14 protein-coding genes are annotated in these 22,512 nt (G+C 67.6%); 5 read left to right on the plus strand and 9 right to left on the minus strand.

The features are described from left to right. Positions 1 to 66 precede the first annotated feature (66 nt). From ABN401_RS05350 to ABN401_RS05370, 4 genes are all read right to left on the minus strand, one after another. A complete protein-coding gene (locus tag ABN401_RS05350; RefSeq protein WP_349683792.1) occupies positions 67 to 693 on the minus strand; it encodes a M23 family metallopeptidase in 627 nt (208 codons plus the stop codon). 226 nt (positions 694 to 919) lie between these two features. Next, a complete protein-coding gene (locus ABN401_RS05355; RefSeq protein ID WP_349683793.1) occupies positions 920 to 2,743 on the minus strand; it encodes an autotransporter domain-containing protein in 1,824 nt (607 codons plus the stop codon). A gap of 89 nt (positions 2,744 to 2,832) precedes the next feature. After that, positions 2,833 to 4,725, minus strand: a complete 1,893-nt coding sequence (serA, locus tag ABN401_RS16340; protein WP_432763521.1) for a phosphoglycerate dehydrogenase — start codon at positions 4,723 to 4,725, stop codon at positions 2,833 to 2,835. Between the two features lie 51 nt (positions 4,726 to 4,776). Then, the gene (locus tag ABN401_RS05370) at positions 4,777 to 6,165 is read right to left on the minus strand and encodes an SDR family NAD(P)-dependent oxidoreductase (RefSeq protein ID WP_349683794.1); all 1,389 of its coding nucleotides are present in this window, start codon (positions 6,163 to 6,165) and stop codon (positions 4,777 to 4,779) included. Positions 6,166 to 6,319: 154 nt separating this feature from the next. Between ABN401_RS05370 and ABN401_RS05375 the strand changes: the two genes are divergently transcribed. Next, entirely contained in the window at positions 6,320 to 7,249 is a 930-nt protein-coding gene (locus ABN401_RS05375; RefSeq protein ID WP_349683795.1) for an Hsp33 family molecular chaperone, read from the plus strand. Positions 7,250 to 7,349: 100 nt separating this feature from the next. Here ABN401_RS05375 and rpoC read toward each other — a convergent pair whose 3' ends face one another. The 4 genes from rpoC to ABN401_RS05395 all read right to left on the minus strand — a co-directional run bounded on the left by rpoC (position 7,350) and on the right by ABN401_RS05395 (position 16,767). Continuing rightward, a complete protein-coding gene (gene rpoC, locus ABN401_RS05380) occupies positions 7,350 to 11,543 on the minus strand; it encodes a DNA-directed RNA polymerase subunit beta' (protein WP_349683796.1) in 4,194 nt (1,397 codons plus the stop codon). 175 nt (positions 11,544 to 11,718) lie between these two features. Further along, positions 11,719 to 15,834, minus strand: a complete 4,116-nt coding sequence (rpoB, locus tag ABN401_RS05385) for a DNA-directed RNA polymerase subunit beta (RefSeq protein ID WP_349683797.1) — start codon at positions 15,832 to 15,834, stop codon at positions 11,719 to 11,721. Between the two features lie 286 nt (positions 15,835 to 16,120). After that, complete coding sequence (locus ABN401_RS05390) at positions 16,121 to 16,537, minus strand: type II toxin-antitoxin system VapC family toxin (protein WP_349683798.1); 417 nt, start codon at positions 16,535 to 16,537, stop codon at positions 16,121 to 16,123. Continuing rightward, positions 16,534 to 16,767, minus strand: coding sequence for a FitA-like ribbon-helix-helix domain-containing protein (locus ABN401_RS05395; RefSeq protein ID WP_349683799.1), 234 nt, complete (start codon positions 16,765 to 16,767; stop codon positions 16,534 to 16,536). The genes ABN401_RS05390 and ABN401_RS05395 overlap by 4 nt, the downstream gene beginning before the upstream one ends. Before the next feature lie 161 nt (positions 16,768 to 16,928). Between ABN401_RS05395 and ABN401_RS05400 the strand changes: the two genes are divergently transcribed. The 3 genes from ABN401_RS05400 to ABN401_RS05410 all read left to right on the plus strand — a co-directional run bounded on the left by ABN401_RS05400 (position 16,929) and on the right by ABN401_RS05410 (position 20,570). Beyond that, positions 16,929 to 17,294, plus strand: coding sequence for a YciI family protein (locus ABN401_RS05400; RefSeq protein ID WP_349683800.1), 366 nt, complete (start codon positions 16,929 to 16,931; stop codon positions 17,292 to 17,294). Positions 17,295 to 17,301: 7 nt separating this feature from the next. Beyond that, a complete protein-coding gene (locus ABN401_RS05405; protein ID WP_349683801.1) occupies positions 17,302 to 18,528 on the plus strand; it encodes an RNA polymerase sigma factor in 1,227 nt (408 codons plus the stop codon). Positions 18,529 to 18,611: 83 nt separating this feature from the next. Continuing rightward, a complete protein-coding gene (locus ABN401_RS05410; protein ID WP_349683802.1) occupies positions 18,612 to 20,570 on the plus strand; it encodes a M61 family metallopeptidase in 1,959 nt (652 codons plus the stop codon). A 128-nt stretch (positions 20,571 to 20,698) separates the two neighbouring features. Here ABN401_RS05410 and ABN401_RS05415 read toward each other — a convergent pair whose 3' ends face one another. Continuing rightward, complete coding sequence (locus ABN401_RS05415) at positions 20,699 to 21,469, minus strand: type 1 glutamine amidotransferase domain-containing protein (protein ID WP_349683803.1); 771 nt, start codon at positions 21,467 to 21,469, stop codon at positions 20,699 to 20,701. Positions 21,470 to 21,547: 78 nt separating this feature from the next. Here ABN401_RS05415 and ABN401_RS05420 point away from each other — a divergent pair, with 78 nt between their 5' ends. After that, positions 21,548 to 22,486: a LysR family transcriptional regulator gene (locus tag ABN401_RS05420; protein WP_349683804.1), complete on the plus strand. Its 939-nt coding sequence runs from the start codon at positions 21,548 to 21,550 to the stop codon at positions 22,484 to 22,486. Positions 22,487 to 22,512 lie beyond the last annotated feature (26 nt).

The raw sequence follows: 22,512 nt of genomic DNA on the forward strand, positions 1-22,512 counted from the left end.
GACAGGCCTAGCAAAGGACGCTTTACATGCAAACTGTATTCGACGTCATGTTGGACGCTGGCGCGCTCAGGACGCGGCGACGCTCGCGTAAGGAACGGGAGCGTCGATCTCCACCTCGAACGTCTCGCCGACCACCCGGCTGGGATTGATCTGCGTCCCGTCGCGGCGAACCTCGAAATGCAGGTGCGGGCCGGTGGAATAGCCGGTTGAGCCGACCAGGCCGACTCGCTCTCCGGCCAGGACCCGGTCGCCGGAGGCCACGTCGATACGGCTGAGGTGGGCGTACAGGGTGGTCATGCCGTTGGGGTGCCGAACCTCGATGAAGTTGCCATAGCCGTCCGGCTGGCGGCCGATCCGCATCACCTCGCCCTCGGCCGAGGCGTAGACGGCGGTGCCGGTCGGGGCGGCGATGTCGACCCCCTTGTGCATCCGCACCCCCCGCTCGCCGCCCAGGCGGCGCATGCCGAAGCGGGAGTTGATCGGAAAGCCGCGGACCGGTTCCTCGAAGGCGATCATCCGCGTCATGGGCCCGGCGGGCTCCGCCACCGCCGTCACGGGCGGGAGCTCGGGCAGGCTGCCAGGCTGGATGTCGGGTTGGGGCACGGCCGGGGCCATGGCCATGGCCAGGACGGCGACGCCCGCGAGGGCGAGCGTCTGGCTGGAATGAAGCAGGAAGGAGCGGGGGGTCGGCAAGGGTCGGCGCATGAAGTCGTCGGCTCTGTCGGCGCTTTGAAGAAAGCTGTCAGGAGCGTCGCCGCAATGATCCGTAACAGATCGCGATCGACGCAGGACGCCGTTCTAAGACTTCGTGGGGCCACTTTGGGGCACCTGGGGTGGCAGGTCGTCGCACCCCTGGAACCGAAACGCGAAAGCGCGCCGGAGACATCTCCGACGCGCTTCCTGCAAAGCTGAGCCTGTTTTACGAGAGCGGCAGGGTCAGGGTGATGCCGCCCATGTGGCTGTCGGCGTTGTCGCCGAAGCGGCCGCGATAGCCGACCTCCAGGTCGAACGGGCCGATGTCGCCGCTGATCCCGGCCGAAGCCAGCACCGAACCGCCGAACGGATCGTCGAACGAACGCGACAACACCTGGGCCGGATTGCCCGCGATGCCGACGCGCACGGCCTGGGAGCTGTCGTCCAGGCTGTCGCGGTAGCCGCCCTCGGCGAAGAGGTTGAAGCCGCTCATGGTCGTCTCGGCGCGCAGGGCGACCTCGCCCGTGATGCCCTTCACTTCGCGGTCGCGGTACTGGTACGAGGCCGCGAAGCCCTGCTCGGTGTAACCGTCGATCTCGGAGCTGGCCCAGGTGACCGCGACGCGGGGCGACACGGCGATGCCGCCGGCGTCGAACCACATTCCGCCCTGGACCTTGGCACCCGAGGAGAAGCCGCGGGTGGAGCCCGTCTGCACCAGCGCCGCCAGCGAGCTGACGCGGCTGATGTCGTTGAAGTCCTCGCTGGCGACGCCGACCGCGCCGTTCACGAACACATTGCCCGAACGCCAGCCGCCGTACAGATCCAGCGACAGGGTCTGGAGTTCGAACTCGGACGGGCCGGCCTCGACGTCCGCCACGCGCCAGGCGCCCATCAGGCCGAAGCGCAGGGTCTCGGTGCCGGTCTCGAGCCCGAGCTGCGCGCCATAGCTGGACGCCTTGCCCTGGGAGGCGAAGCCGCGCTGGTCGAAGCCCGAGGCGTCGTAGATCGCCCCGGCGACGATCGAGGTGCCGGCTTCCCAGGCCGCCTGGCCCGACAACCGTCCCGTGGCCGCGTCCAGCGCGTCCTCGCGGTGACGGAAGGCCGTCTCGCCCTGGAAGGTCGCTTCGGCCGCGCGGTCGCCGTAGTAAAGATAGTCGGCCGACAGGGTCGCCAGCAGCCGGTGTCCGGCCGCCGTGGGATGAACACCGTCGAAGAACAGATAGGTGTCGGGCGCCGCGCACACCGTCACGCCGTTGAAACAGGCCTGGGTGACGTTCGTCAGTCCGAACCGGCCGGGATTGGCGGCGATCGGATCCGATACCTTGGCGAGGTCGAACAGGATGATGTTCGTGTTCGGCCGGGTCGGAGCCAGGGTCAGCAGCGAGGTCGCCAGCTGGCCGTTGAACTGGGAACCGGCATAGTCGGCGAGGGCGGCCAGCGGCGTCGGGCTGAACTGCGGCGTGGTGCCGAGCCGCGGCAGGTTGGTGACCAGGATGGTGCCGGCACCGCGCGAGGCGATGTCGCCGACGATGAAGTTGATGTCGGTCACAGCGGCCCGGATCACCGGATCGACGAAGCCGGTCGGGTTGCCTTGCAGTTGCGGTGGCAGGACGGCGAAGGCACCGATCGACTGGAAGATGTTGTTGGCTCCGCCCAGGACGCTGACCAGATCATTGGCTCCGAACGTCCCGCCCCGCGATACATAGGTCGTCAGCTGCTGACGCATGCCGGGCGGGAAGGCGACGGCGTTGTCGGTGCGCGATCCGCCATAGGCCAGGTTGATGCTGCCCGTGACCGGCCCATTGAACCGCGCCGCGCTGAACCCGAGCTGCTCGGCGAAGACCGGCCCGTTCGAGAATCGGCCCTGAAAATAAGGCGGCGACGGCGGCTGGGTGCCGCCCGAGGCCAGGAACAGGTTGCCGTTGTCGCTGAGCGAATCGCCCAGCACCACCAGACGGCCATAGGACTGCGCCGATGCGGCTGTCGCCAGGGCGGTCGATGCAGCGAGCGTCAGCGCGGCCAGGGCCGCGCCGCGAAGAAAGCGGTTCATGAAGTCCTCCCGTCGGCCGGCTGTGTGCGACCGTTCCGCGACAGTCTGCGCCGTCCACGGACAGACGCAAGATGCCGTCAGGGAAGCTTCTAGTGAAGCAGCCGGAAACGCAGCGTTCCGGCAACACTCTTCAGCACCCGAAGCGCCTGCGGATCATAGTCCCGGTCCACGTCGGTGATGACGTAGCCGGTCCGTTCGTCGGTCTTCAGGTGCTGACCCAGGATGTTCAGCCCCGCCGCCGACAGCTCGCGGTTCAGTTCGGCCATGACGCCCGGCTGGTTCCGGTGGATGTGCAGGATGCGGTGCCCGCCCGAGACCTCGGCCAGCTGCACGTTCGGCAGATTGACGCAAAAGGTCGTGTCTCCGCGGTTCAGATAGCCCAGCAGTCGCTCTGCGGCGAACTCGGCGATGGCTTCCTGCGCCTCTTCGGTCGAGCCGCCGATGTGGGGCGTCAGGATGACGTTCTTCAGGCCTCGCAGCGGGCTGTCGAACGGATCGGCGTTGGTGCGCGGTTCCTCCGGGAAAACGTCGAGGGCCGCCCCTCCGACCCGGCCCGAGCCGATGGCCTGAGAAAGGGCCCCGATGTCGACGACGTGCCCCCGCGACAGGTTCAGGAACAGGGTCCCCGGTTTCATCGCCTGGAACTGCGCCGCTCCGATCAGGTTGGTGTTCTCCTTGCGCCCATCGACATGCAGCGACACCACGTCCGCCTCGGCCAGCAGGGCGTCCAGCGACCGCATGCGCCGCGCGTTACCGAGCGCCAGCCGCTCGGACAGGTCGTGGAAGACCACCCGCATGCCCAGGGCCTCGGCCAGCACCGACAGCTGGGATCCGATGGCCCCGTAGCCGACGATGCCGAGCGTCTTGCCGCGCAGCTCGCGAGAGCCGTCCGCCGACTTGTTCCAGCGTCCCTCGTGCATGGCGGCGGACTTGTCGACCACGTCGCGCATCAGGGCGACGGTCAGGCCGATGGCCAGTTCCACGACGCTGCGGGTGTTGGAATAGGGGGCGTTGAACACGGCCACGCCCCGGGCGGCGGCGGCGTCCAGATCGATCTGGTTTGTGCCGATGCAGAAGGCCGCCACGGCCATCAGGCGATCCGCGGTCTCCAGAACCCGTTCGGTGACGTTCGTCTTGGACCGGATGCCCAGGACATGGACGCCCTTGATCCGGTCGATCAGGTCGTCCTCGTCCAGAGCGCCCTTCATCGTCTCGACCGAATATCCCGCCTCTTCCAGTCGCTCGACCGCCGCCGGGTGGATGTTTTCAAGCAGCAGCATGCGGATGCGGCTGCGCGGATAGCTCCAGCGCCCGGCCAGACCCTCGGCGTGCAGCAGTTCGTCGATCGAGCGGGCCTCGGCGTCGGCGACCTCGACCACCCGCTCGCGCCGGGCGATCTCGGTGAAGGCATAGAACCGGTCGGCCGCGCCCTTCAGCTTGACCTCGGCGTCGTTCCAGCCGTCGCCGACCATGACCACGGGGCCGCTCAGGCCCAGGCCCTTGATCACCTCGGGCTTGCCGTTCTCATGCGACAAGGGGTTGGCGTCGTCGACGCCGGTGACCCGACCCTCGGCGTCGTAGACCAGGTCGTTGCACAGCACCCGCTCGGGCGAAACGCCCAGGCGCTGGGCGATCGGCGCGATGATTTCGCGAAAGCCGCCTGACAGGATGACGATCCGGTCGGCATGATCGTTGAAGAACTTCAGGTTCCGGCGCACCGACGGGGTGCCCTCGTCCAGGATGCGGTCGGCCAACGCCTGGACGTGCTCGCGCTGCAGCGGCAGCAGCGCCAGCCGCGCGCGCAGCGCCTGACCGAAATCGATCTGTCCGGCCATGGCCTGATCGGTCAGACTGCCGACCTGATCCCTGACGGCCTGCGCGTCCGCACGGCCCTCCAGGGCGATATCGGCGAGCGCCTCAAGCGTCTCGATCCTTACAAGGGTCGAGTCGAAGTCGAAGATCAGCGTCGGAAGGGCGGCCATGCCCCTCTTTCGCCGACCTTCGCAGATGCAGCAACGGGTTTGTGAGGGCGATTACAGCCCGGTGATCCGCCGGACCTGGCTGTCGGGACGCCGGCTCTCCAACGCGGCCGCGCCGATCGCCGCCGCGATGGTCGCGACGGCCAGCAGGGCCCCACCCTCACGGGCGTGCCCGCGGGCATAGCGGCCGGCTTCGTCGGCATAGCGACGGACCTCGTGCGCGTACTTACGGCGCTGCGTGTCGGACACCGCCCGCTGGCCGCGCCTCAGCAGCTTGCGGGCCCCGTGGCGGGCGTCGTCGGAGAAGTCGCCGGCGCGGTCTCCCAGTTCTTCGGCACGTTCCGTCAGACCGCGCGAGATGTCCTCGAAGCGGTGGCGCAGGGCCTCGGCGTCGATCCAGCCACGCGGATCGATCCGGCTGCGCAGTTGCTCGTAGCGGCGCGGCCCCGTCCGCTGGGTCAACAGCATCGTGCCGGCCGCCGCCAGAAGGATCAGGCCCAGGGTTCCGGCAGTGATGCCGGGATGTTTTCTGACTTCGGCCAGCGCGCTGAAATTCCGGACCATGGGATACTGAAACTCCTCGTCGAACCCGTCTTCGGTCGGTTCGTAGAGACCGTCGGCGTCGGTGCGCCAGTCGGAACCACCGTCCCGCACGGAGACAGGAGCGAATCTGGACAGCAGAGGTTCCGCGATCTCGGGCGCGGCGGCGTAGATCATGGCAATCAATCGCCCCGCGCCCCCCACGGTGATCTCATGGACCGAATGGGTCGCGCACCACAGGATGGCGTCCGCCACGACCTGCGGTGCATAGACGGGCTGGGGCACGCGCGGCGCCGGGCCGCCCGCGCCGACGATCGGCCCGGGCTTGACCAGCGAGACCCGGACCGGGACCCCCTCCTCCGCCATCTGCGACCGCAGGGTGTTGGTGAAGGTCTTGACCATCGACTTCGACGCCGCGTGGGCCTCGATCAGGGCTGAAGGCATGTCCGACAGGCTGGCGCCGACATTGACGATGGTGCCGCCGCCGGGGCGCCGCTTCAGGTGATCGGACGCGACGGCCGATCCGTTGATCAACCGGTCGCAGACCACGTCGAACAGCCAGTCGGGGTCATCGGGCGACGCCTCGTCCAGATAGTCGGGCGTCGAAATACCGACCACATTGACCCAGCTGTCGAACCCCCCGAACAGCCGCTCGCACTTGTCCGCGGCCTCCTGAACGGCCTCGTAGTCGGCGACGTCCGCGACCGCATAGGCGGCGCGCGCGCCTTGGGCCTGCAACCCCTCGACCAGTCGGCCGAGCGCCGCCGCGTCGTCGTCGATCAGAAACACACAGGCCCCCGCCTTCGCCGCCCGTTGCACGGTCGCCAGCCCGATCCGCGAGGTCGCGCCTGTGACGACGATCGACTGCTGTCTCAGGGGCTTCAGGGTTGGTCTTGCGGGCATGGAGCAGTATCTCGTCGCAGCGAAGGGCCTCGGCACCGACGCCGCCTGGCGTCGATCTGACCCACAGATAGCCATCGCGGCCGGGCCTTACCATCGCCCCCGTGGTTTCCTATCTTGCGCCCTTCACCGATTTTCCGCTTCTCAGGACACCGCCGTGACCGATCACGCGCCGGCGCACGCCGCGCCCACCGACAATCTCGCCGCCGCCTTCCAGATCGAGGGCTGGCCCGTGCGCGGCCGCCTGGTGCGGCTGGGCGAAGCCATCGACACCATCCTGTCGGCCCATGCATACCCTGAGCCGGTCGCGGCCCTGCTGGGCGAGGCCTGCGCGCTCGCGGCTCTGGTTGGCTCCAGCCTGAAGTTCGAGGGCCGGCTGATCGTCCAGGCCCAGGGTGACGGCCCGGTCCGCTACGTCGTCGCCGACTACGACACGCAAGGTTATCTGCGCGGCTATTGCCGCTACGACGAGGCCAAGGTGGCCGAAGCCTCGACCGGGTTCGCGCGGCCCGGCGCGCGCAGCCTGCTGGGCCAGGGCGTGTTCGTCATGACCCTGGACCGCGGCCCCGACTTCGAGCGGACCCAGGGTATCACGCCGATCGAGGGCGAGAGCCTGTCGCTGGCCGCTGAACACTATTTCGAACAGTCCGAGCAGATCCCGACCAAGGTGAGGCTGGCGGTCGGCTCGGTCACGACCGAGGCCGGAACGACCTGGCGCGCGGGCGGGGCCCTGATCCAGCTGATCGCGGGCGACGAGGCGCGGGGTTCGACCGAGGAGGTCTGGGACCGCACCCGCGCCCTGTTCCACACATTGGCCGACGACGAGCTGGTCGATCCGACGATCGCGCCCGAGACGCTGCTGTTCCGCCTGTTCCACGAGGACGGCGTGCGGCTGGAGAACGCCCTGCCACTGAAGGCCCAGTGCCGCTGCTCGGCCGACCGGATCGAGACGGTGCTGGCCTCCTTCAGCCCGGGGGAGCGCGCCGACATGATCGAGCCCGACGGCAAGATCCACGTCACCTGCGAATACTGCGCCCGGGTCTATGCGCTGGAGCCGGGAGCGGTGGAGACGGCGGCCTCTTCCTAGCGCCCACGCCCATCGGCGGCCCGAACGAAGGGTCTCCTCAGGCAAAGAAAAAGGCGGCGTCGCGAGACGCCGCCTTTTCCATGTCAGGCGCCGAAGGCGATCACTCGCTCTCGGCCAGCTCCAGCTGCAGGTCGGCCGGCAGGGGCTCGACCGCCGCCTCGCGCGTCGAGGTCAGGACCGCGTCGCGTTCGTTGGCGATCTTCTGCAGGGCCCGCAGATAGGCCCCCGTGCCCGCCGGAATCAGGCGGCCCACGATGACGTTCTCCTTGAGGCCTTCCAGCGTGTCCTTCTTGCCGTTGACCGAGGCGTCGGTGAGGACGCGGGTGGTCTCCTGGAAGGACGCCGCCGAGATGAAGCTGCGGGTCTGCAGCGACGCCTTGGTGATGCCGAGCAGGACGGGCTGGGTCGTGGCCGGGCGGCCCCCACGCTTCTCGACCTTCTCGTTCTCGGCCACGGCCTCGGCGATCTCGACGGTGTCGCCCTTGATCAGGGTGGTCTCGCCCGAATCCAGGATCTCGACCTTCTGCAGCATCTGGCGAACGATCACCTCGATGTGCTTGTCGTTGATCGGCACGCCCTGCAGTCGATAGACCTCCTGCACCTCGTTCACCAGGTATTCGGCCAGAGCCTCGACACCCTGGATGCGCAGCAGGTCGTGCGGATCGGGGTTGCCGTCGATGATGTAGTCGCCCTTCTGGATCAGATCGCCGTCGTGGACGGAGATGTGCTTGCCCTTGGGGATCAGGAACTCGACCGCCTCGCCCTGGTTGCCGTCCGCGTCCGGCTCCGGGGTGATCTTGATGCGGCGCTTGTTCTTGTAGTCGCGACCGAATTCGACGCGACCGTCCATCTCGGCGATGACCGCGCAATCCTTGGGACGACGGGCCTCGAACAGCTCGGCCACCCGCGGCAGACCGCCGGTGATGTCGCGCGTCTTGGCACCCTCGGTCGGGATACGGGCCAGGATCTCGCCGGGCTTGACCTCGTCGCCGTTGGCGACCGACAGAATGGCCCCGACCGGCAGCAGGTAACGGGCGTCCGAACCCGAGGCGAGCTTGGCGTAGGCGTCCTGCGACGTGATGCCCATGGCCGGACGCAGGTCCGAACCGCGCGGCGATGCGCGCCAGTCGATGACGACGCGCTGGGCGATACCCGTCGCTTCGTCGGTCTCCTCGCGGAACGAGAGACCCTCGGCCAGATCCTCGAAGCGGACGATGCCGCCCACTTCGGTGATGATCGGCGTGGTGTAGGGGTCCCACTCGGCCAGGCGCTGGCTCTTCTTGACCGTCTCGCCTTCCTTGACGCGGATGCGCGCGCCGTAGGGGGCCTTGTAGGATTCGCGGTCCTTGCCGTCGACCAGCACCGTGATGACCACGTTGCGGCTCATGGAGACCAGATCGCCATGCGCGGCCGTGACGGTCGGTCCGACGATGCGGATCGTGCCGGCGTTGGTCGCCTCGTAGAAGCTGGTCTCGGCCACCTGGGCGGTGCCGCCGATGTGGAAGGTCCGCATCGTCAGCTGGGTGCCCGGCTCGCCGATCGACTGGGCCGCGATGACGCCCACGGCCTCGCCCATGTTGACGTTGGTGCCGCGCGCCAGATCCCGCCCGTAGCAGTACGAGCAGATGCCGGCTTCCGCCTCGCAGGTCAGGGCCGAACGGACCTTGACCGACTGGACGCCCGCGGTGTCGATGACCTCGACCTCCTCTTCCTGGAGATAGGTGTCGGCGGGGAACAGGACGGTGTCGGTCCCCGGCTCCTTGATGTCCTCGGCCGCATAGCGACCCAGGACCCGTTGGCCCAGGGAGACGAGGACGTCGCCGCCCTCGACCACTGCGCGCAGGGTGATCCCGCGCGTCGAGCCGCAGTCGTCCTCGGTAACGATAGAGTCCTGCGCCACGTCCACCAGACGGCGGGTCAGATAACCCGAGTTGGCGGTCTTCAGCGCGGTGTCGGCCAGACCCTTGCGGGCGCCGTGGGTCGAGTTGAAGTACTCAAGGACGGTCAGGCCTTCCTTGAAGTTCGACACGATCGGCGTCTCGATGATCTCGCCCGACGGCTTGGCCATCAGGCCGCGCATGCCGCCCAGCTGCTTCATCTGGGCCTGCGAACCGCGGGCACCGGAGTTGGCCATCATATAGACCGAGTTGATCTCGGCGGTCCGGCCGCTGGCCAGAACGCGCGGCTGCGCGATCTCGCCCATCATCTCGTCGGCGACCCGGTCCGTGGCCTTGGCCCAGGCGTCGACGACCTTGTTGTACTTCTCGCCCTTGGTGATCAGGCCGTCGGCGTACTGCTGCTCGTACTCCTCGACCAGGGTGCGGGTGGCGTCGACGATCTCGGTCTTCTTCTTGGGGATGACGATGTCGTCCTTGCCGAAGGAGATGCCCGCCTTGGCCGCCTCGCGGAAGCCCAGGCCCATCATCTGGTCGGCGAAGATGACCGTCGCCTTCTGACCACAGTGGCGATAGACCTGATCGATCAGGTTGCCGATCTCCTTCTTGGTCAGGTTCTTCTCCAGCAGGCGGTAGCCGATGTTCGGGTTCTGCGGCAGCAGGGCCCCCAGCTTCATCCGGCCCGGCGTGGAGTCGATGACCTTGGTCACGACGTTGCCGTCCTTGTCCTGCTCGGTCCACCGCGCCTTGATGCGGGTGTGCAGGGTCACGACGCCGGCATCCAGGGCCGCGTCGATCTCGCCGATGTTGGCGAACAGCTTGCCCTCGCCCGGCTCGCCGTCCTTGACCAGCGACAGGTAGTACAGGCCCAGCACGATGTCCTGCGACGGCACGATGATCGGCTTGCCGTTGGCGGGCGACAGGATGTTGTTGGTCGACATCATCAGGACGCGCGCTTCCAGCTGGGCCTCGAGGCTCAGCGGGACGTGGACGGCCATCTGGTCGCCGTCGAAGTCGGCGTTGAACGCGGCGCAGACCAGCGGGTGCAGCTGGATGGCCTTGCCCTCGATCAGCTTGGGCTCGAACGCCTGGATGCCCAGACGGTGCAGCGTCGGCGCCCGGTTCAGCATGACGGGGTGCTCGCGGATCACCTCTTCCAGGATGTCCCAGACCTGCGGCTGCTCGCGCTCGACCATCCGCTTGGATTGCTTGACCGTGCCCGACAGGCCCTTGGCGTCGAGGCGCGCGTAGATGAACGGCTTGAACAGCTCCAGAGCCATCTTCTTGGGCAGGCCGCACTCGTGCAGCTTCAGGTCGGGGCCGACCACGATGACCGAACGGCCCGAGTAGTCGACGCGCTTGCCCAGCAGGTTCTGGCGGAAGCGGCCCTGCTTGCCCTTCAGCATGTCGGCCAGCGACTTCAGCGGACGCTTGTTGGCGCCCGTGATCACCCGGCCGCGACGGCCGTTGTCGAACAGGGCGTCGACCGATTCCTGCAGCATACGCTTTTCGTTGCGGATGATGATGTCGGGGGCGCGCAGCTCCATCAGCCGCTTCAGGCGGTTGTTGCGGTTGATGACGCGGCGATACAGGTCGTTCAGGTCGGAGGTGGCGAAACGGCCGCCGTCCAACGGCACCAGCGGGCGCAGTTCCGGCGGGATGACCGGCACGACCGTCAGGACCATCCACTCCGGCTTGTTGCCGGATTCCAGGAAGGCCTCGATCAACTTCAGGCGCTTGGAGGCCTTCTTGGCCTTCATTTCCGAGGGGCTGTCGGCCAATTCGCCACGGTGGCGTTCGGCCTCCGCGTGCAGGTCGATGCCCATCAAGAGGTTGCGCACGGCCTCGGCGCCGATCTCGGCGGTGAAGCCGTCATCCCCGAACTCGTCCTGGTAGCGATAGAACTCGTCCTCCGTCAGCAACTGGTTCTGCTTCAGCGGGGTCAGGCCCGGCTCGGTGACGATGTAGTTCTCGAAGTAGAGCACCCGCTCCACGTCCTTGAGCGCCATGTCGAGCATCAGCGAGATGCGGCTCGGCAGGGACTTCAGGAACCAGATGTGGGCGACCGGGCTGGCCAGTTCGATGTGGCCCATCCGCTCGCGCCGGACGCGGGCCAGGGTGACCTCCACGCCGCACTTCTCGCAGATGATGCCCTTGTACTTCATGCGCTTGTACTTGCCGCACAGGCATTCGTAATCCTTGGTCGGGCCAAAGATGCGGGCGCAGAACAGGCCGTCACGCTCGGGTTTGAACGTCCGGTAGTTGATGGTCTCGGGCTTCTTGATCTCGCCGAACGACCACGAGCGGATCTTTTCGGGCGAGGCCAGGGCGATCTTGATCTGGTCGAAGGTCGGCGTGACCGGGACCGCGTTGAAGATGTTCAGGACTTCCTGGTTCATCTTGAGTTCCTTCTGCGGCGGGGGCCGCGATAAAATCTATACCGCCTACTCCGTCATCCTCGGACTTGATCCGAGGATCGGACGTTCAGCGAGCAAGTTGCGAAACGGAGGCATCGGCCGCGCCCCACGTCCGGCCCTCTGATCAAGTCCGAGGGTGACGAACGTGGGGTGGCTGTCAGCTGTTCTCCAGCTCCACGTTCAGACCCAGCGAGCGCATTTCCTTGACGAGCACGTTGAAGCTCTCGGGAATGCCGGCCTCGAAGCTGTCGTCGCCACGGACGATGGCCTCGTAGACCTTGGTCCGGCCGGCCACGTCGTCGGACTTCACCGTCAGCATCTCCTGCAGGGTGTAGGCCGCGCCGTAGGCTTCCAGCGCCCACACCTCCATCTCGCCGAAGCGCTGTCCGCCGAACTGGGCCTTGCCGCCCAGCGGCTGCTGGGTAACGAGCGAGTAGGGTCCGATCGAACGGGCGTGGATCTTGTCGTCGACCAGGTGGTGCAGCTTCAGCATGTAGATATAGCCGACCGTGACCGGACGCTTGAACTGCTCGCCGGTCTGGCCGTCGTACAGCATCGACTGGCCCGAACGCTCCAGGCCGGCTTCCTCAAGCAGGTCCTCGATGTCCGAGATGTGCGCGCCGTCGAACACGGGCGTCGCGAACGGAACCCCCTTCGACAGGTTGCGGGCCAGCTCGACCAGGTCGTCCTCGTCCTGCGGCAGCGGGGTGTCGGCGCCGTAGATGTGCGTCAGACGCTCGACCAGGGCCTGCTTCTGTCCGCCCTGTTGCCAGGCGTCCAGCAAACCGGCGATCTGCTTGCCCAGACCGGCCGCGGCCCAGCCCAGGTGCGTCTCGAAGATCTGGCCGATGTTCATGCGCGAGGGCACACCCAGCGGGTTCAGAACGACGTCGACCGAGGTCCCGTCTTCCAGGTGCGGCATGTCCTCGATCGGCAGGATCTTGGAGATGACGCCCTTGTTGCCGTGACGGCCGGCCATCTTGTCGCCGGGCTGAAGCTTGCGCTTCACGGCCACGAAGACCTTGACCATCTTCATCACACCGGGGGGCAGTTCGTCGCCGCGCTGCAGCTTCTCGACCTTGTCCTCGAAACGACGGTCCAGAGCCTTGCGCGCGTCCTCGAACGACTTCTTCATAGCCTCGAGCTCGCCCATGGCCTTTTCGTCGTCGAGCGCGATCTGCCACCACAGGCCGCGCGACAGCTCGCCCAGCTTGGCTTCGGTGACTTCGCCGCGACCCAGGCCCTTGGGACCCGAGACGGCGTTCTTGCCCAGCAGCAGCGGCTTCAGGCGGCCGTAGACGTTGCGCTCCAGGATCTTGAGCTCGTCGTCGCGGTCCTTGCCGAGGCGCTCGATCTCGTCGCGCTCGATCGACATGGCGCGCTCGTCCTTGTCGACGCCGTGGCGGTTGAACACCCGCACGTCGACGATCGTGCCGGCGACGCCGGGCGGCAGGCGCAGCGAGGTGTCACGGACGTCAGAAGCCTTCTCGCCGAAGATGGCGCGCAGCAGCTTCTCTTCCGGGGTCATCGGGCTCTCGCCCTTCGGCGTCACCTTGCCGACCAGGATGTCGCCCGGCTGGACCTCGGCGCCGATCGCCACGATGCCGGCCTCGTCGAGGTTGCGCAGGGCCTCCTCGCCGACATTCGGGATATCGCGGGTGATTTCTTCCGGCCCCAGCTTGGTGTCGCGGGCCATCACCTCGAACTCCTCGAGGTGGATCGAGGTGAAGACGTCGTCGCGCACGATGCGCTCAGAGATCAGGATCGAGTCCTCGAAGTTGTAGCCGTTCCAGGGCATGAAGGCGACGAGGGCGTTGCGGCCCAGGGCCAGTTCGCCCAGCTCGGTCGAGGGACCGTCGGCGATCACGTCGCCGACCTTCACTTCATCGCCCACGCGCACGATCGGGCGCTGGTTGATGCAGGTCGACTGGTTCGAACGCTGGAACTTCGACAGGCGATAGATGTCGACGCCCGAACGGCCGGCATCCAGCTCGTTGGTGGCGCGCACCACGATGCGGGTGCCGTCGATCTGCTCGACCACGCCGTCGCGGCGGGCCACGACCACGGCGCCCGAGTCACGGGCGACCACGGCTTCCATGCCCGTGCCGACCAGCGGCGCGTCGGACTGGACCAGCGGCACGGCCTGACGCTGCATGTTCGCGCCCATCAGGGCCCGGTTGGCGTCGTCGTTCTCCAGGAAGGGGATAAGGGCGGCGGCGACGGAGACGACCTGCTTGGGCGACACGTCCATCATGTCGACGTCGGCGCGGATCAGCAGCTGGGATTCACCGTTGATCCGGCCGGGGACCAGTTCGTCGATGATCATGCCGTCCTTCAGGCCGATGTTGGCCTGGGCGATCGTGTATTTCGCCTCTTCCATGGCCGAGATGTAGACCACCTCGTCCAGGGCCTTGCCGTCCTTGACGCGCCGGTACGGGCTTTCGATGAAGCCGTATTTGTTGACCCGGGCGTGGGTGGCCAGGGAGTTGATCAGGCCGATGTTCGGACCTTCCGGCGTCTCGATCGGGCAGATGCGGCCATAGTGGGTCGGGTGAACGTCGCGGACCTCGAAGCCCGCCCGCTCGCGCGTCAGACCGCCCGGCCCCAGCGCCGACAGGCGACGCTTGTGCGTGATCTCCGACAGCGGATTGGTCTGGTCCATGAACTGCGACAGCTGCGACGAGCCGAAGAACTCGCGCACCGAGGCGGCGGCCGGCTTGGCGTTGATCAGGTCGTGCGGCATCACCGTGTCGATATCGACCGAGCTCATCCGCTCCTTGATCGCCCGCTCCATGCGCAGCAGGCCGACGCGGTACTGGTTCTCCAGCAGTTCGCCGACCGAACGCACCCGGCGGTTGCCCAGGTTGTCGATGTCGTCGATCTCGCCGCGGCCGTCCTTCAGCCCGACCAGGATCTGCAGCACCTTCAGCACGTCGTCCTTGCGGAGCACGCGGATCTCGTCGGAGACCTCGGGGGTTTCCAGACGCATGTTCATCTTGACCCGGCCCACGGCCGACAGGTCGTAGCGCTCCGAGTCGAAGAACAGGCTGTTGAACATGGCCTCGGCGGCTTCCGGGGTCGGCGGCTCGCCCGGGCGCATGACGCGATAGACGTCGAACAGCGCGTCCTCGCGACCGGTGTTCTTGTCCACCCGCAGGGTGTTGCGCATGTAGGCGCCGACCGTGACGTGGTCGATGTCCAGCACGTCGATGGTGGTGAAGCCCTTGGACTCCAGCAGCTCGATCGTCGGCGCGTCCAGCTCGTCGCCGGCCTCGGCGTAGATCTCGCCGGTCTCGAAGTTGACGGCGTCGGCCGCCAGATAGCGGGTCACCAGGGCGTCGGCCGCCAGCGACAGCGACTTGGTCGTGTCCCCCAGCTTCTTGGCCGCGCGGGCGCTGATCTTCTGGCCGGCCTGGGCGACGATCTCGCCGGTGTCGGCGTCGATCAGGTCGAACTCGGGCTTAACGCCTCTCCAGCGTTCCGGCTTGTAGGGCGTGACCCAGCCTTCGCCGCGCTTCTCGTAGGGCACGGTCTCGTAGAAGGTCCGCAGGATCTCCTCGCCGTCCATACCGAGCGCATAAAGGAAGGTGGTCGCTGGCAGCTTCCTGCGACGGTCGATGCGCACGAACACCACGTCCTTGGCGTCGAACTCGAAGTCCAGCCACGAGCCGCGATAAGGGATCACCCGCGCGGCGAACAGCAGCTTGCCCGAGGAGTGGGTCTTGCCCTTGTCATGGTCGAAGAAGACGCCCGGCGACCGGTGCATCTGCGAGACGATGACCCGCTCGGTGCCGTTGACGATGAAGGTCCCCTTGTCCGTCATCAGGGGGATGTCCCCCATGTAGACGTCCTGTTCCTTGATGTCCTTGACCGAGCGCGCGCCGGTTTCCTCGTCCGCCTCGAACACGATCAGGCGCAGCTTGACCTTCAGCGGCGCGGCATAGGTCATGTCGCGCTGGATGCATTCCTCGACGTCGTACTTGGGGTCCTCGAACTCGTACGAGACGTATTCCAGGACGGCGCGCTCGTTGAAGTCCTTGATCGGGAACACCGACTTGAACACCGCCTCGATGCCCTCGTCCTTGCGCTGGCCGGGACGGACCTCGCGCTGCAGGAACTGCTCGTAGGAGGCGCGCTGGACCTCGATCAGGTTGGGCATGGCGACGGCTTCGGGGATGCGGCCGAAGGACTTGCGGATGCGCTTCTTGCCGGTGAAGGTCGTGGCCGATGCGATCTGACCGTTGATGGCGAGACCGTTCAGGACGTCAGTCATTCTGTTTTCCCATTCGCGCAGCCCGGGGGGAGGCGCGCGTCAAATGCGGCGGCACGCGACGCCGGACGGCGTCCCGTGACAATCGGTTTCGGCCTCCACCCTCGACGTCGGGGGACGTCAGGAAGCCTGAAATCATTGAAGCTCCTGGGAAAGGAGCCACGCCTTCGCTCGGTCGGAGGGCGACGGACCGGGCCTCGGCGCTTTCGCGCAGACTCATGGGGAGTGGTGCGGGAACCGCGCTATATACGCGCTTCACAGGCGAAATAAAGGCCTTCCGCTAGAAAGTTCAGCCTTCCAGCCGACGCACGCTGCGGGCGTAGGAACCGTGCCGTCGAACCTTCTCCTCGAACCGGTCATCGGCGGTGATCAGGACCATGCCTTCCTGCAGCGCCACGGCTAGATACAGGCAGTCATAGGCGGAGTGCCCCAACTCGATCGCCAGCGCGTGCGCGTACTCGGCATAGGCGCGATCGGGATAGAGGCGGATGGACAACCGCCCGCTCAGTTCCGCCATGCCTTGCGACGCCCCCAGCACGTCGATCCGCCCCTTGCGAGTCTTGGTGGCGAGGACGTTCGCGCATTCCACCAGCAGGAACTCCGGAGCGGCGAGGTCCTCCTCCAACAGGACCTGTCGAGCGGCTTGCGTGCCCGCTTCTTCGAGATACCACTTGAGAGCGACGGAGCTGTCGACGACGACGGTCAAGCCTCCTCGTCCCGGCCGCGATCGCGCCGAAGCAGCTCCAAACTGGTCGGTCCAGCCTGAGGGCCGTTCATCTTGCGAATGGCGTCGGCGCGGGCCAGGGCGGCCTCACGCTCCGCGCGCTCCACCACCGCCAGAGACCGACGCGCCTCTTCCTCGGCAGAGACGCCATGCCGCTTCGCGCGGTGCTTGACACCGGCCAAGGTGGCGTCGCCCATGTTCCTGATCACCATCTGCGCCATCCGCGAAAGATAAGCCCGATGTGATATCAGCGCAATCAAACTCGACGACAAGATTTTCGACCCCGCTTGTCGATCCCCGGCCCCCTCGCGCGTCTCACCGATATCGCTAAGGTTCGGATCGTCCGAGCTGCGATCCCGAACCGGAGACCGACATGCAATACGCCCTCCTCATCCACGAGCCCCATGCCGAGTCCTATCCCGACGGCGATAGCGGCCAGGCCTGGCGCGATATCATCGCCGCCCATACGGCCTTTGGCCAGGAGATGGGCGCCGCCGGCGTCATCGTGGGCGGGGCGGGCCTGAAGAACCCCGACACCGCCACCACCGTCCGCGTCAGCGCCTCGGGCCGCACCGTCCACGACGGCCCCTTCGCCGAGACGCGCGAGCAGCTGGGCGGCCTCTACATGATCGACGTGCCGGACCTCGACGCCGCCATCGAATGGGCCAAGAAGCTGCCGATCGCCAAGACGGGGTCCATCGAGATCCGGCCGATGCTTCCGCCTCCGCCCCAGGGCTAAGGCTCGGGTGAGCCGTCTCCTCGATCAGACGTTCCGGGACGCCGGCGGCCGGGTGGTCTCCGCCCTCGCCGCCGCCTTCCGCGATCTCGACCTGGCCGAGGAGGCCTTCGCCGAGGCCTGCGCCCGCGCGGTCGAACGCTGGGGCGACACCCCGCCCGCCGATCCCGCCGCCTGGCTCTTTGCCGTCGCCCGGCGCTGGGCGCTGGACCGGTTCCGACGCCGCGCCACGGCCGCCGCATACCGCCCGGACGACGCCCCGCCGGAGCCATCCCCCGAGGACCACGTCATGGCTCTGGACGAGCCCATTCCCGACGAGCGGCTGCGGCTGATCTTCGTCTGCTGCCACCCGGCGGTCGGCCCCGAGGCCCGCGCCGCCCTGACGCTCCGCACCGTCTGCGGCCTGTCGACGGCCGAGGTCGCCGCCGCCTTCCTGGTGCCGGAGCCGACGCTGGCCCAGCGGCTGGTCCGCGCCAAGACCAAGATCGCCGAGGCGGGCGTGCCCTATGATGTCCCCTCCCCCGACCGCTGGCCCGAACGGATGGACGCGGTCCTGTCGACGCTGGAGGTCGCCTACGCCCAGGCCCACGCCGACGCCGCCGGGGCCGGGCCGCACGCCGACTACGCCGCCGAGGTGCTGAACCTGACCGGCCTGCTCGCCCGCCTCGCGCCGGACGACGCCGAGGTCCGCGCCCTGGCCGCCACGGTGCGTTTCGCCGAGGCTCGCCGCCCGGCGCGGTTGGATACGAACGGGGCCATGATCCCTCTGTCCGACCAGGACCCGACCGAGTGGGACGGCCGCCTGATCGCCGAAGCCGAGCGTCATCTCGCCGCCTCGGCCACCCTGTCCCGCGCTTGGGGATCGCCTCCTGGCCCCCGTGCCCTGCAAGCCGCCATCCATGGAGCCCATGCGGAGCGCGCACAAACCGGGCGCACCGACTGGCCAGGTATCCTCAGCCTCTACGATCTGCTGCTGGCCCGGCGCGACGACCCCGTCATCCGTGTCAACCGCGCCGTCGCCCTGGCCGAGGTCGAGGGTCCCGCCGCCGCTCTCGCGTCGCTCGCCGACATCGCCGCCGACCGCTGGCTGCCCCTCGCCGCCGCCCGCGCCGACCTGCTGTCCCGCCTCGGTCGAACCTGCGAGGCCCGGAGCGAATACGACCGCGCCCTGAGTCTCTCTCCGGCCCCCGCCGAGGCGCTGTTCCTGACGACGCGACGGGATCAACTACCCGTCTGAGGCTGCGCGACAGGTCCAGCCCTTGACCCCGCGGCCCGGGCGTCGTGATCTCCCCTTCCCTTGTCGCCATCCGGGTCCTGTCCATGTCGCGTCTCGCCGTCTCCGTCTGCCTCGCCGCCCTCGTCCTCGCGGCCGGGCCCGCCTTCGCCCAGACGGCCACGCCGCAGACGCCCAACATCGGCGGTTTCCCCGACAGCCCGGCGATTCCGGCCCCGACCAATGCGACCTATCCCGGAGTGATCCGCTATGAGGTCGACGCGACGGACCTGGACCGCCACATCGTCTCGGTGCGCCAGGTCATTCCGGTCACAGGCTCGCGGATCACCCTGCTCTATCCGAAATACATCTACGGCAACCACGCCGACACCGGCCCGATCCAGCTGATCGCCGGCCTGACCGTGATGGCCAACGGCCAGTCCGTCGACTGGCGCCGCGACGCCGTCGATCCCTATGCCTTCCACATCGACATTCCCGCTGGCGCGACCGAGCTCGAGGTGTCGTTCCAGTGGCTGACCCAGTCCGACAACTCGAACTGGCGCGTGGTCATGACCCAGCGGATGCTGAACCTGCAGTGGGAGAAGGCGCTGCTGTATCCGGCGGGCTATGTCTCGACCGGCATCACCTTCGCCCCGTCGATCCGCCTGCCCGAGGGCTGGCAGTACGGGGTGTCGCTGGAGACGACCTCGTTCGAGAACGGCCTGGCCACCTTCGCCCCGACCGACCTCTACACCCTGGCCGACAGCCCCATGTTCGCGGGCCTGCATTATCGCCGGGTCGAAATCGACCCGGAGGGTGACGACGTCTACATCAACATGGTCGCCGACGAGGCGGCGAACCTGGCCGCCACCGACGAACAGATCGGCTATTACGAGAACCTGATCACCCAGGCCGATCGCCTGTTTGGCTCGCGCCATTTCGACCGTTACGACTTCCTGCTGGGCCTGACCAACCAGATGGGCGGGATCGGGCTGGAGCATCATCGCTCGTCCGAGAACACCCACGCCCCGACCTTCTTCACCTCCTGGGCCGCGTCCGCAGGCAGTCGCGCCCTGCTCCCGCACGAATACGTCCACTCGTGGAACGGCAAGTTCATGCGCCCGGCCGACGAGCTGACCCCGAACTACAACGTCCCGACCGAGAATAGCCTCTTGTGGGTCTATGAGGGCCAGACGGAATACTGGGGCGACGTGCTGTCCGCCCGGACAGGCCTGCACACCAAGGCCCAGGCCCTGGTCCTGCTCGCCGACCGCGCGGCCTTCTACCAGAACCAGCCGGGCCGCCGGTGGCGGAACCTTCAGGACGTCAACAACCACAACCTGCTGGGCTATCGCGTGCCCGGGCAATGGACGTCCTGGATGCGCGGCACGGGGGACTATTACGACGAGGCGGCCCTGATCTGGCTGGACGTCGACACCCTGATCCGCGAGCAGTCGGGCGATCGCCGCTCGCTCGACGATTTCGCCCGCACCTTCTTCTCGCCTGAGGGCACGGACGGCGACTGGAGCCCGCGCGGCTATACCTTCGACGACGTGGTCGCCGCCCTCAACACGGTCGAGCCCTATGACTGGTCCACCTTCCTGCGGACCCGCCTGGACGCCGACGGCCCCGACGCGACCGCACCGCTGGATGGCATCGAACGCGGCGGATACCGCCTGACCTATGTCGAGGAGCCGAACGCCGACGAAAAGGCGGTCAGCCGCAACTGGGGGTCGGACTTCCGCTGGTCGCTCGGCTTCTCGCTCGCGGGCCCGAACAATCGCATCGCCGCCATCCAGTGGGACGGGCCGATCTACCGCGCCGGCATCGGCGCCGGCTGGGACCTGATCGCCGTCGGTGACCGTGTCGCCTCCGCCGAAGTCCTGCGCGAGGCGGTCACGGCCGCCAAGGGCGGGTCCGACCCCATCCGGCTGATCCTGAGAAACGGCCAGCGCATCCGCACCGTCGAGCTCGCATACCACGACGGCCTGCGCTACCTGCGGCTCGAGCGGATCGAAGGCACCCGTGACCGGATCGGCGACATCCTGACGGCGCGGCGGCGCTAGAGCATGATCGGTCAAGGTGGACGCACTGCGTGGGTCCGCCGAAAGCGTGAATCACGCTCTCGCTGGATCCTGGACCCTGATTCACGGCATCAGCGGAATCGCGAGGCGATTCGATCAGAGTTTAGGCCTCAGCCGCCAAGCGCCTCGATCACCAGGGCGGCCGTCTCACCGCCGGAAAAATTCTGCTGCCCGGTGATGAGGTTCCCATCCCGCACGGCGAACCCGCGCCACAGGCCTGCCTGGATGTAGTTCGCGCCGAGGCCCTTCAGCCGGTCCTCGATCCGCCACGTCATCAGATGACGCCCTCTGGGTAGCGCCCCCATGCTCCAGACGGCCTCGTCGGCGAAGTCCTCCTCCACATTGGCGAAGCCCGTCACGGTCTTGCCCGCCACCAGCGGCGATCCGTCCGGCGCCTTGGCGAACGCGAGGACCGCCGTGCCGTGACACAGGGCGCAGGCCACTTTTCCCGCCGCGTGGAAGGCTTCGAACGTCCGGTGCAGACCGGTCGCGGCCTCGAAGGTGACCATGGGCGACTGCCCGCCGGCGACCACGATGGCGTCGAAACGCTCGAGATCGATCTCGCTCACGGGTCGCGTCGTCTCGATCCGTGCTGCGAGCGCCGGCGTGGCGATGAAGCCCATGGAGATCAGATCACCCGCGGAATAGCCGCTGGCGTCACGCGGGTCGCTCATCGCGTCCGGCGCGACCGCGCCCCCGGTCGGCGAGAACAGCTCGACCTCGTAGCCTCTTTCGGCGAACGCAAGCCACGGGTGCGTAAGCTCGCTCCACCAGAAGCCCACCGGCCAGCCTGTGACGGGGGATGTCGCCGGATTGGCGAGGACCATGGCGATCCGCCGGGGGCGACCACGCGTCACCGGATTCACGTCCTTCAGGCTCATGGCGGTCATCCCTTGTTGCTCGACCCCGTATCCGGCCCGGACTATCTTTCGCACCAGTGAAATCGGAGGAGGTCAGACATGAATGATACTACAGTCCGCCGCCTGGACCCCGCCTTGCTGATGATCTTTCAGGAGACCTATCGCACCGGAAAACTGTCCCTGGCGGGCGAGCGGCTGGGCCTGACGCCGTCGGCGGTCAGCCATGCCCTGGTTCGACTGCGGGACATCTTCCAGGACGATCTGTTTCGACGCCTGCCGCATGGGGTGCAGCCCACGGTCCGGGCGCATGCCCTCGCCCCAGCCGTCGCTTTGGCCTTGGAGGCCCTCCGCGATCTTGTGCAACCCCAGGCGCGGTTCGAGCCGTCGACGACGGACCGTTGCTTCAGGCTTTCCATGCTGGACGCAGGGGCCTCGCTGCTGTTGCCGGATCTGCTGGCCGGGGCCTCCAGCGCCGCGCCGTCAGCGACCCTGACGACCCGCGCCGTGACGCGCGACGCCACTCTGGCGGCTCTGAGCCGAGGCGATCTCGATCTCGCCGTCGGCTATTTCTGGAACCCACCCGCTGGCATCCAGGTCGAGCCCTTGATGCAGGAGGACTATGCCGTCGTCTGGAACGGCAGCACGCCGCCGCCGGATTCGCTCGACGCCTATGTGGCCGCCCGGCACCTGCTGGTCTCATCGGACGGTGAGCCCAGCGGTATCGTGGACGTCACGCTCAGGAAGCTGGGGCGCCGCCGCAAGGTGGCCGCGACGGCTCCGAACTTCTTCGTCGCCCTGGCCGCGGTGGCCGAAGCGGACCTCGTGGTCACCGTGCCGCGTCGCTTCGCCCTGCGGTGGGCCGACAGATTCGACCTTTCGGTTACCGAGCCGCCGCTGAGCATCCGTAGCTTCACCATGGCCATGGCCTGGTCGGTCGATGCCAAGGCCGACGAAGGTTTGGCATGGTTGCGCGGCCTGATGGCAGAGATCGTCGCCGCGAACGAGAACAGGCCCGCCGGTTTCCCGACGGGCCTGTGATCTCGAGCCTCGAAAGGCGTGAGCCT

Origin of the sequence: Brevundimonas aurifodinae (assembly GCF_040195595.1) — a bacterium.
GTDB lineage: Bacteria > Pseudomonadota > Alphaproteobacteria > Caulobacterales > Caulobacteraceae > Brevundimonas > Brevundimonas aurifodinae.

What these genes read in the sequence shown, in the direction of transcription:
- ABN401_RS05355 (WP_349683793.1), bottom strand. Translation starts at nt 2,743, where the DNA reads ATGAACCGCTTTCTTCGCGGCGCGGCCCTGGCCGCGCTGACGCTCGCT.
- serA (WP_432763521.1), bottom strand. Translation starts at nt 4,725, where the DNA reads ATGGCCGCCCTTCCGACGCTGATCTTCGACTTCGACTCGACCCTTGTA.
- ABN401_RS05370 (WP_349683794.1), bottom strand. Translation starts at nt 6,165, where the DNA reads ATGCCCGCAAGACCAACCCTGAAGCCCCTGAGACAGCAGTCGATCGTC.
- rpoC (WP_349683796.1), bottom strand. Translation starts at nt 11,543, where the DNA reads ATGAACCAGGAAGTCCTGAACATCTTCAACGCGGTCCCGGTCACGCCG.
- rpoB (WP_349683797.1), bottom strand. Translation starts at nt 15,834, where the DNA reads ATGACTGACGTCCTGAACGGTCTCGCCATCAACGGTCAGATCGCATCG.
- ABN401_RS05395 (WP_349683799.1), bottom strand. Translation starts at nt 16,767, where the DNA reads ATGGTGATCAGGAACATGGGCGACGCCACCTTGGCCGGTGTCAAGCAC.
- ABN401_RS05400 (WP_349683800.1), top strand. Translation starts at nt 16,929, where the DNA reads ATGCAATACGCCCTCCTCATCCACGAGCCCCATGCCGAGTCCTATCCC.
- ABN401_RS05410 (WP_349683802.1), top strand. Translation starts at nt 18,612, where the DNA reads ATGTCGCGTCTCGCCGTCTCCGTCTGCCTCGCCGCCCTCGTCCTCGCG.
- ABN401_RS05415 (WP_349683803.1), bottom strand. Translation starts at nt 21,469, where the DNA reads ATGAGCCTGAAGGACGTGAATCCGGTGACGCGTGGTCGCCCCCGGCGG.
- ABN401_RS05420 (WP_349683804.1), top strand. Translation starts at nt 21,548, where the DNA reads ATGAATGATACTACAGTCCGCCGCCTGGACCCCGCCTTGCTGATGATC.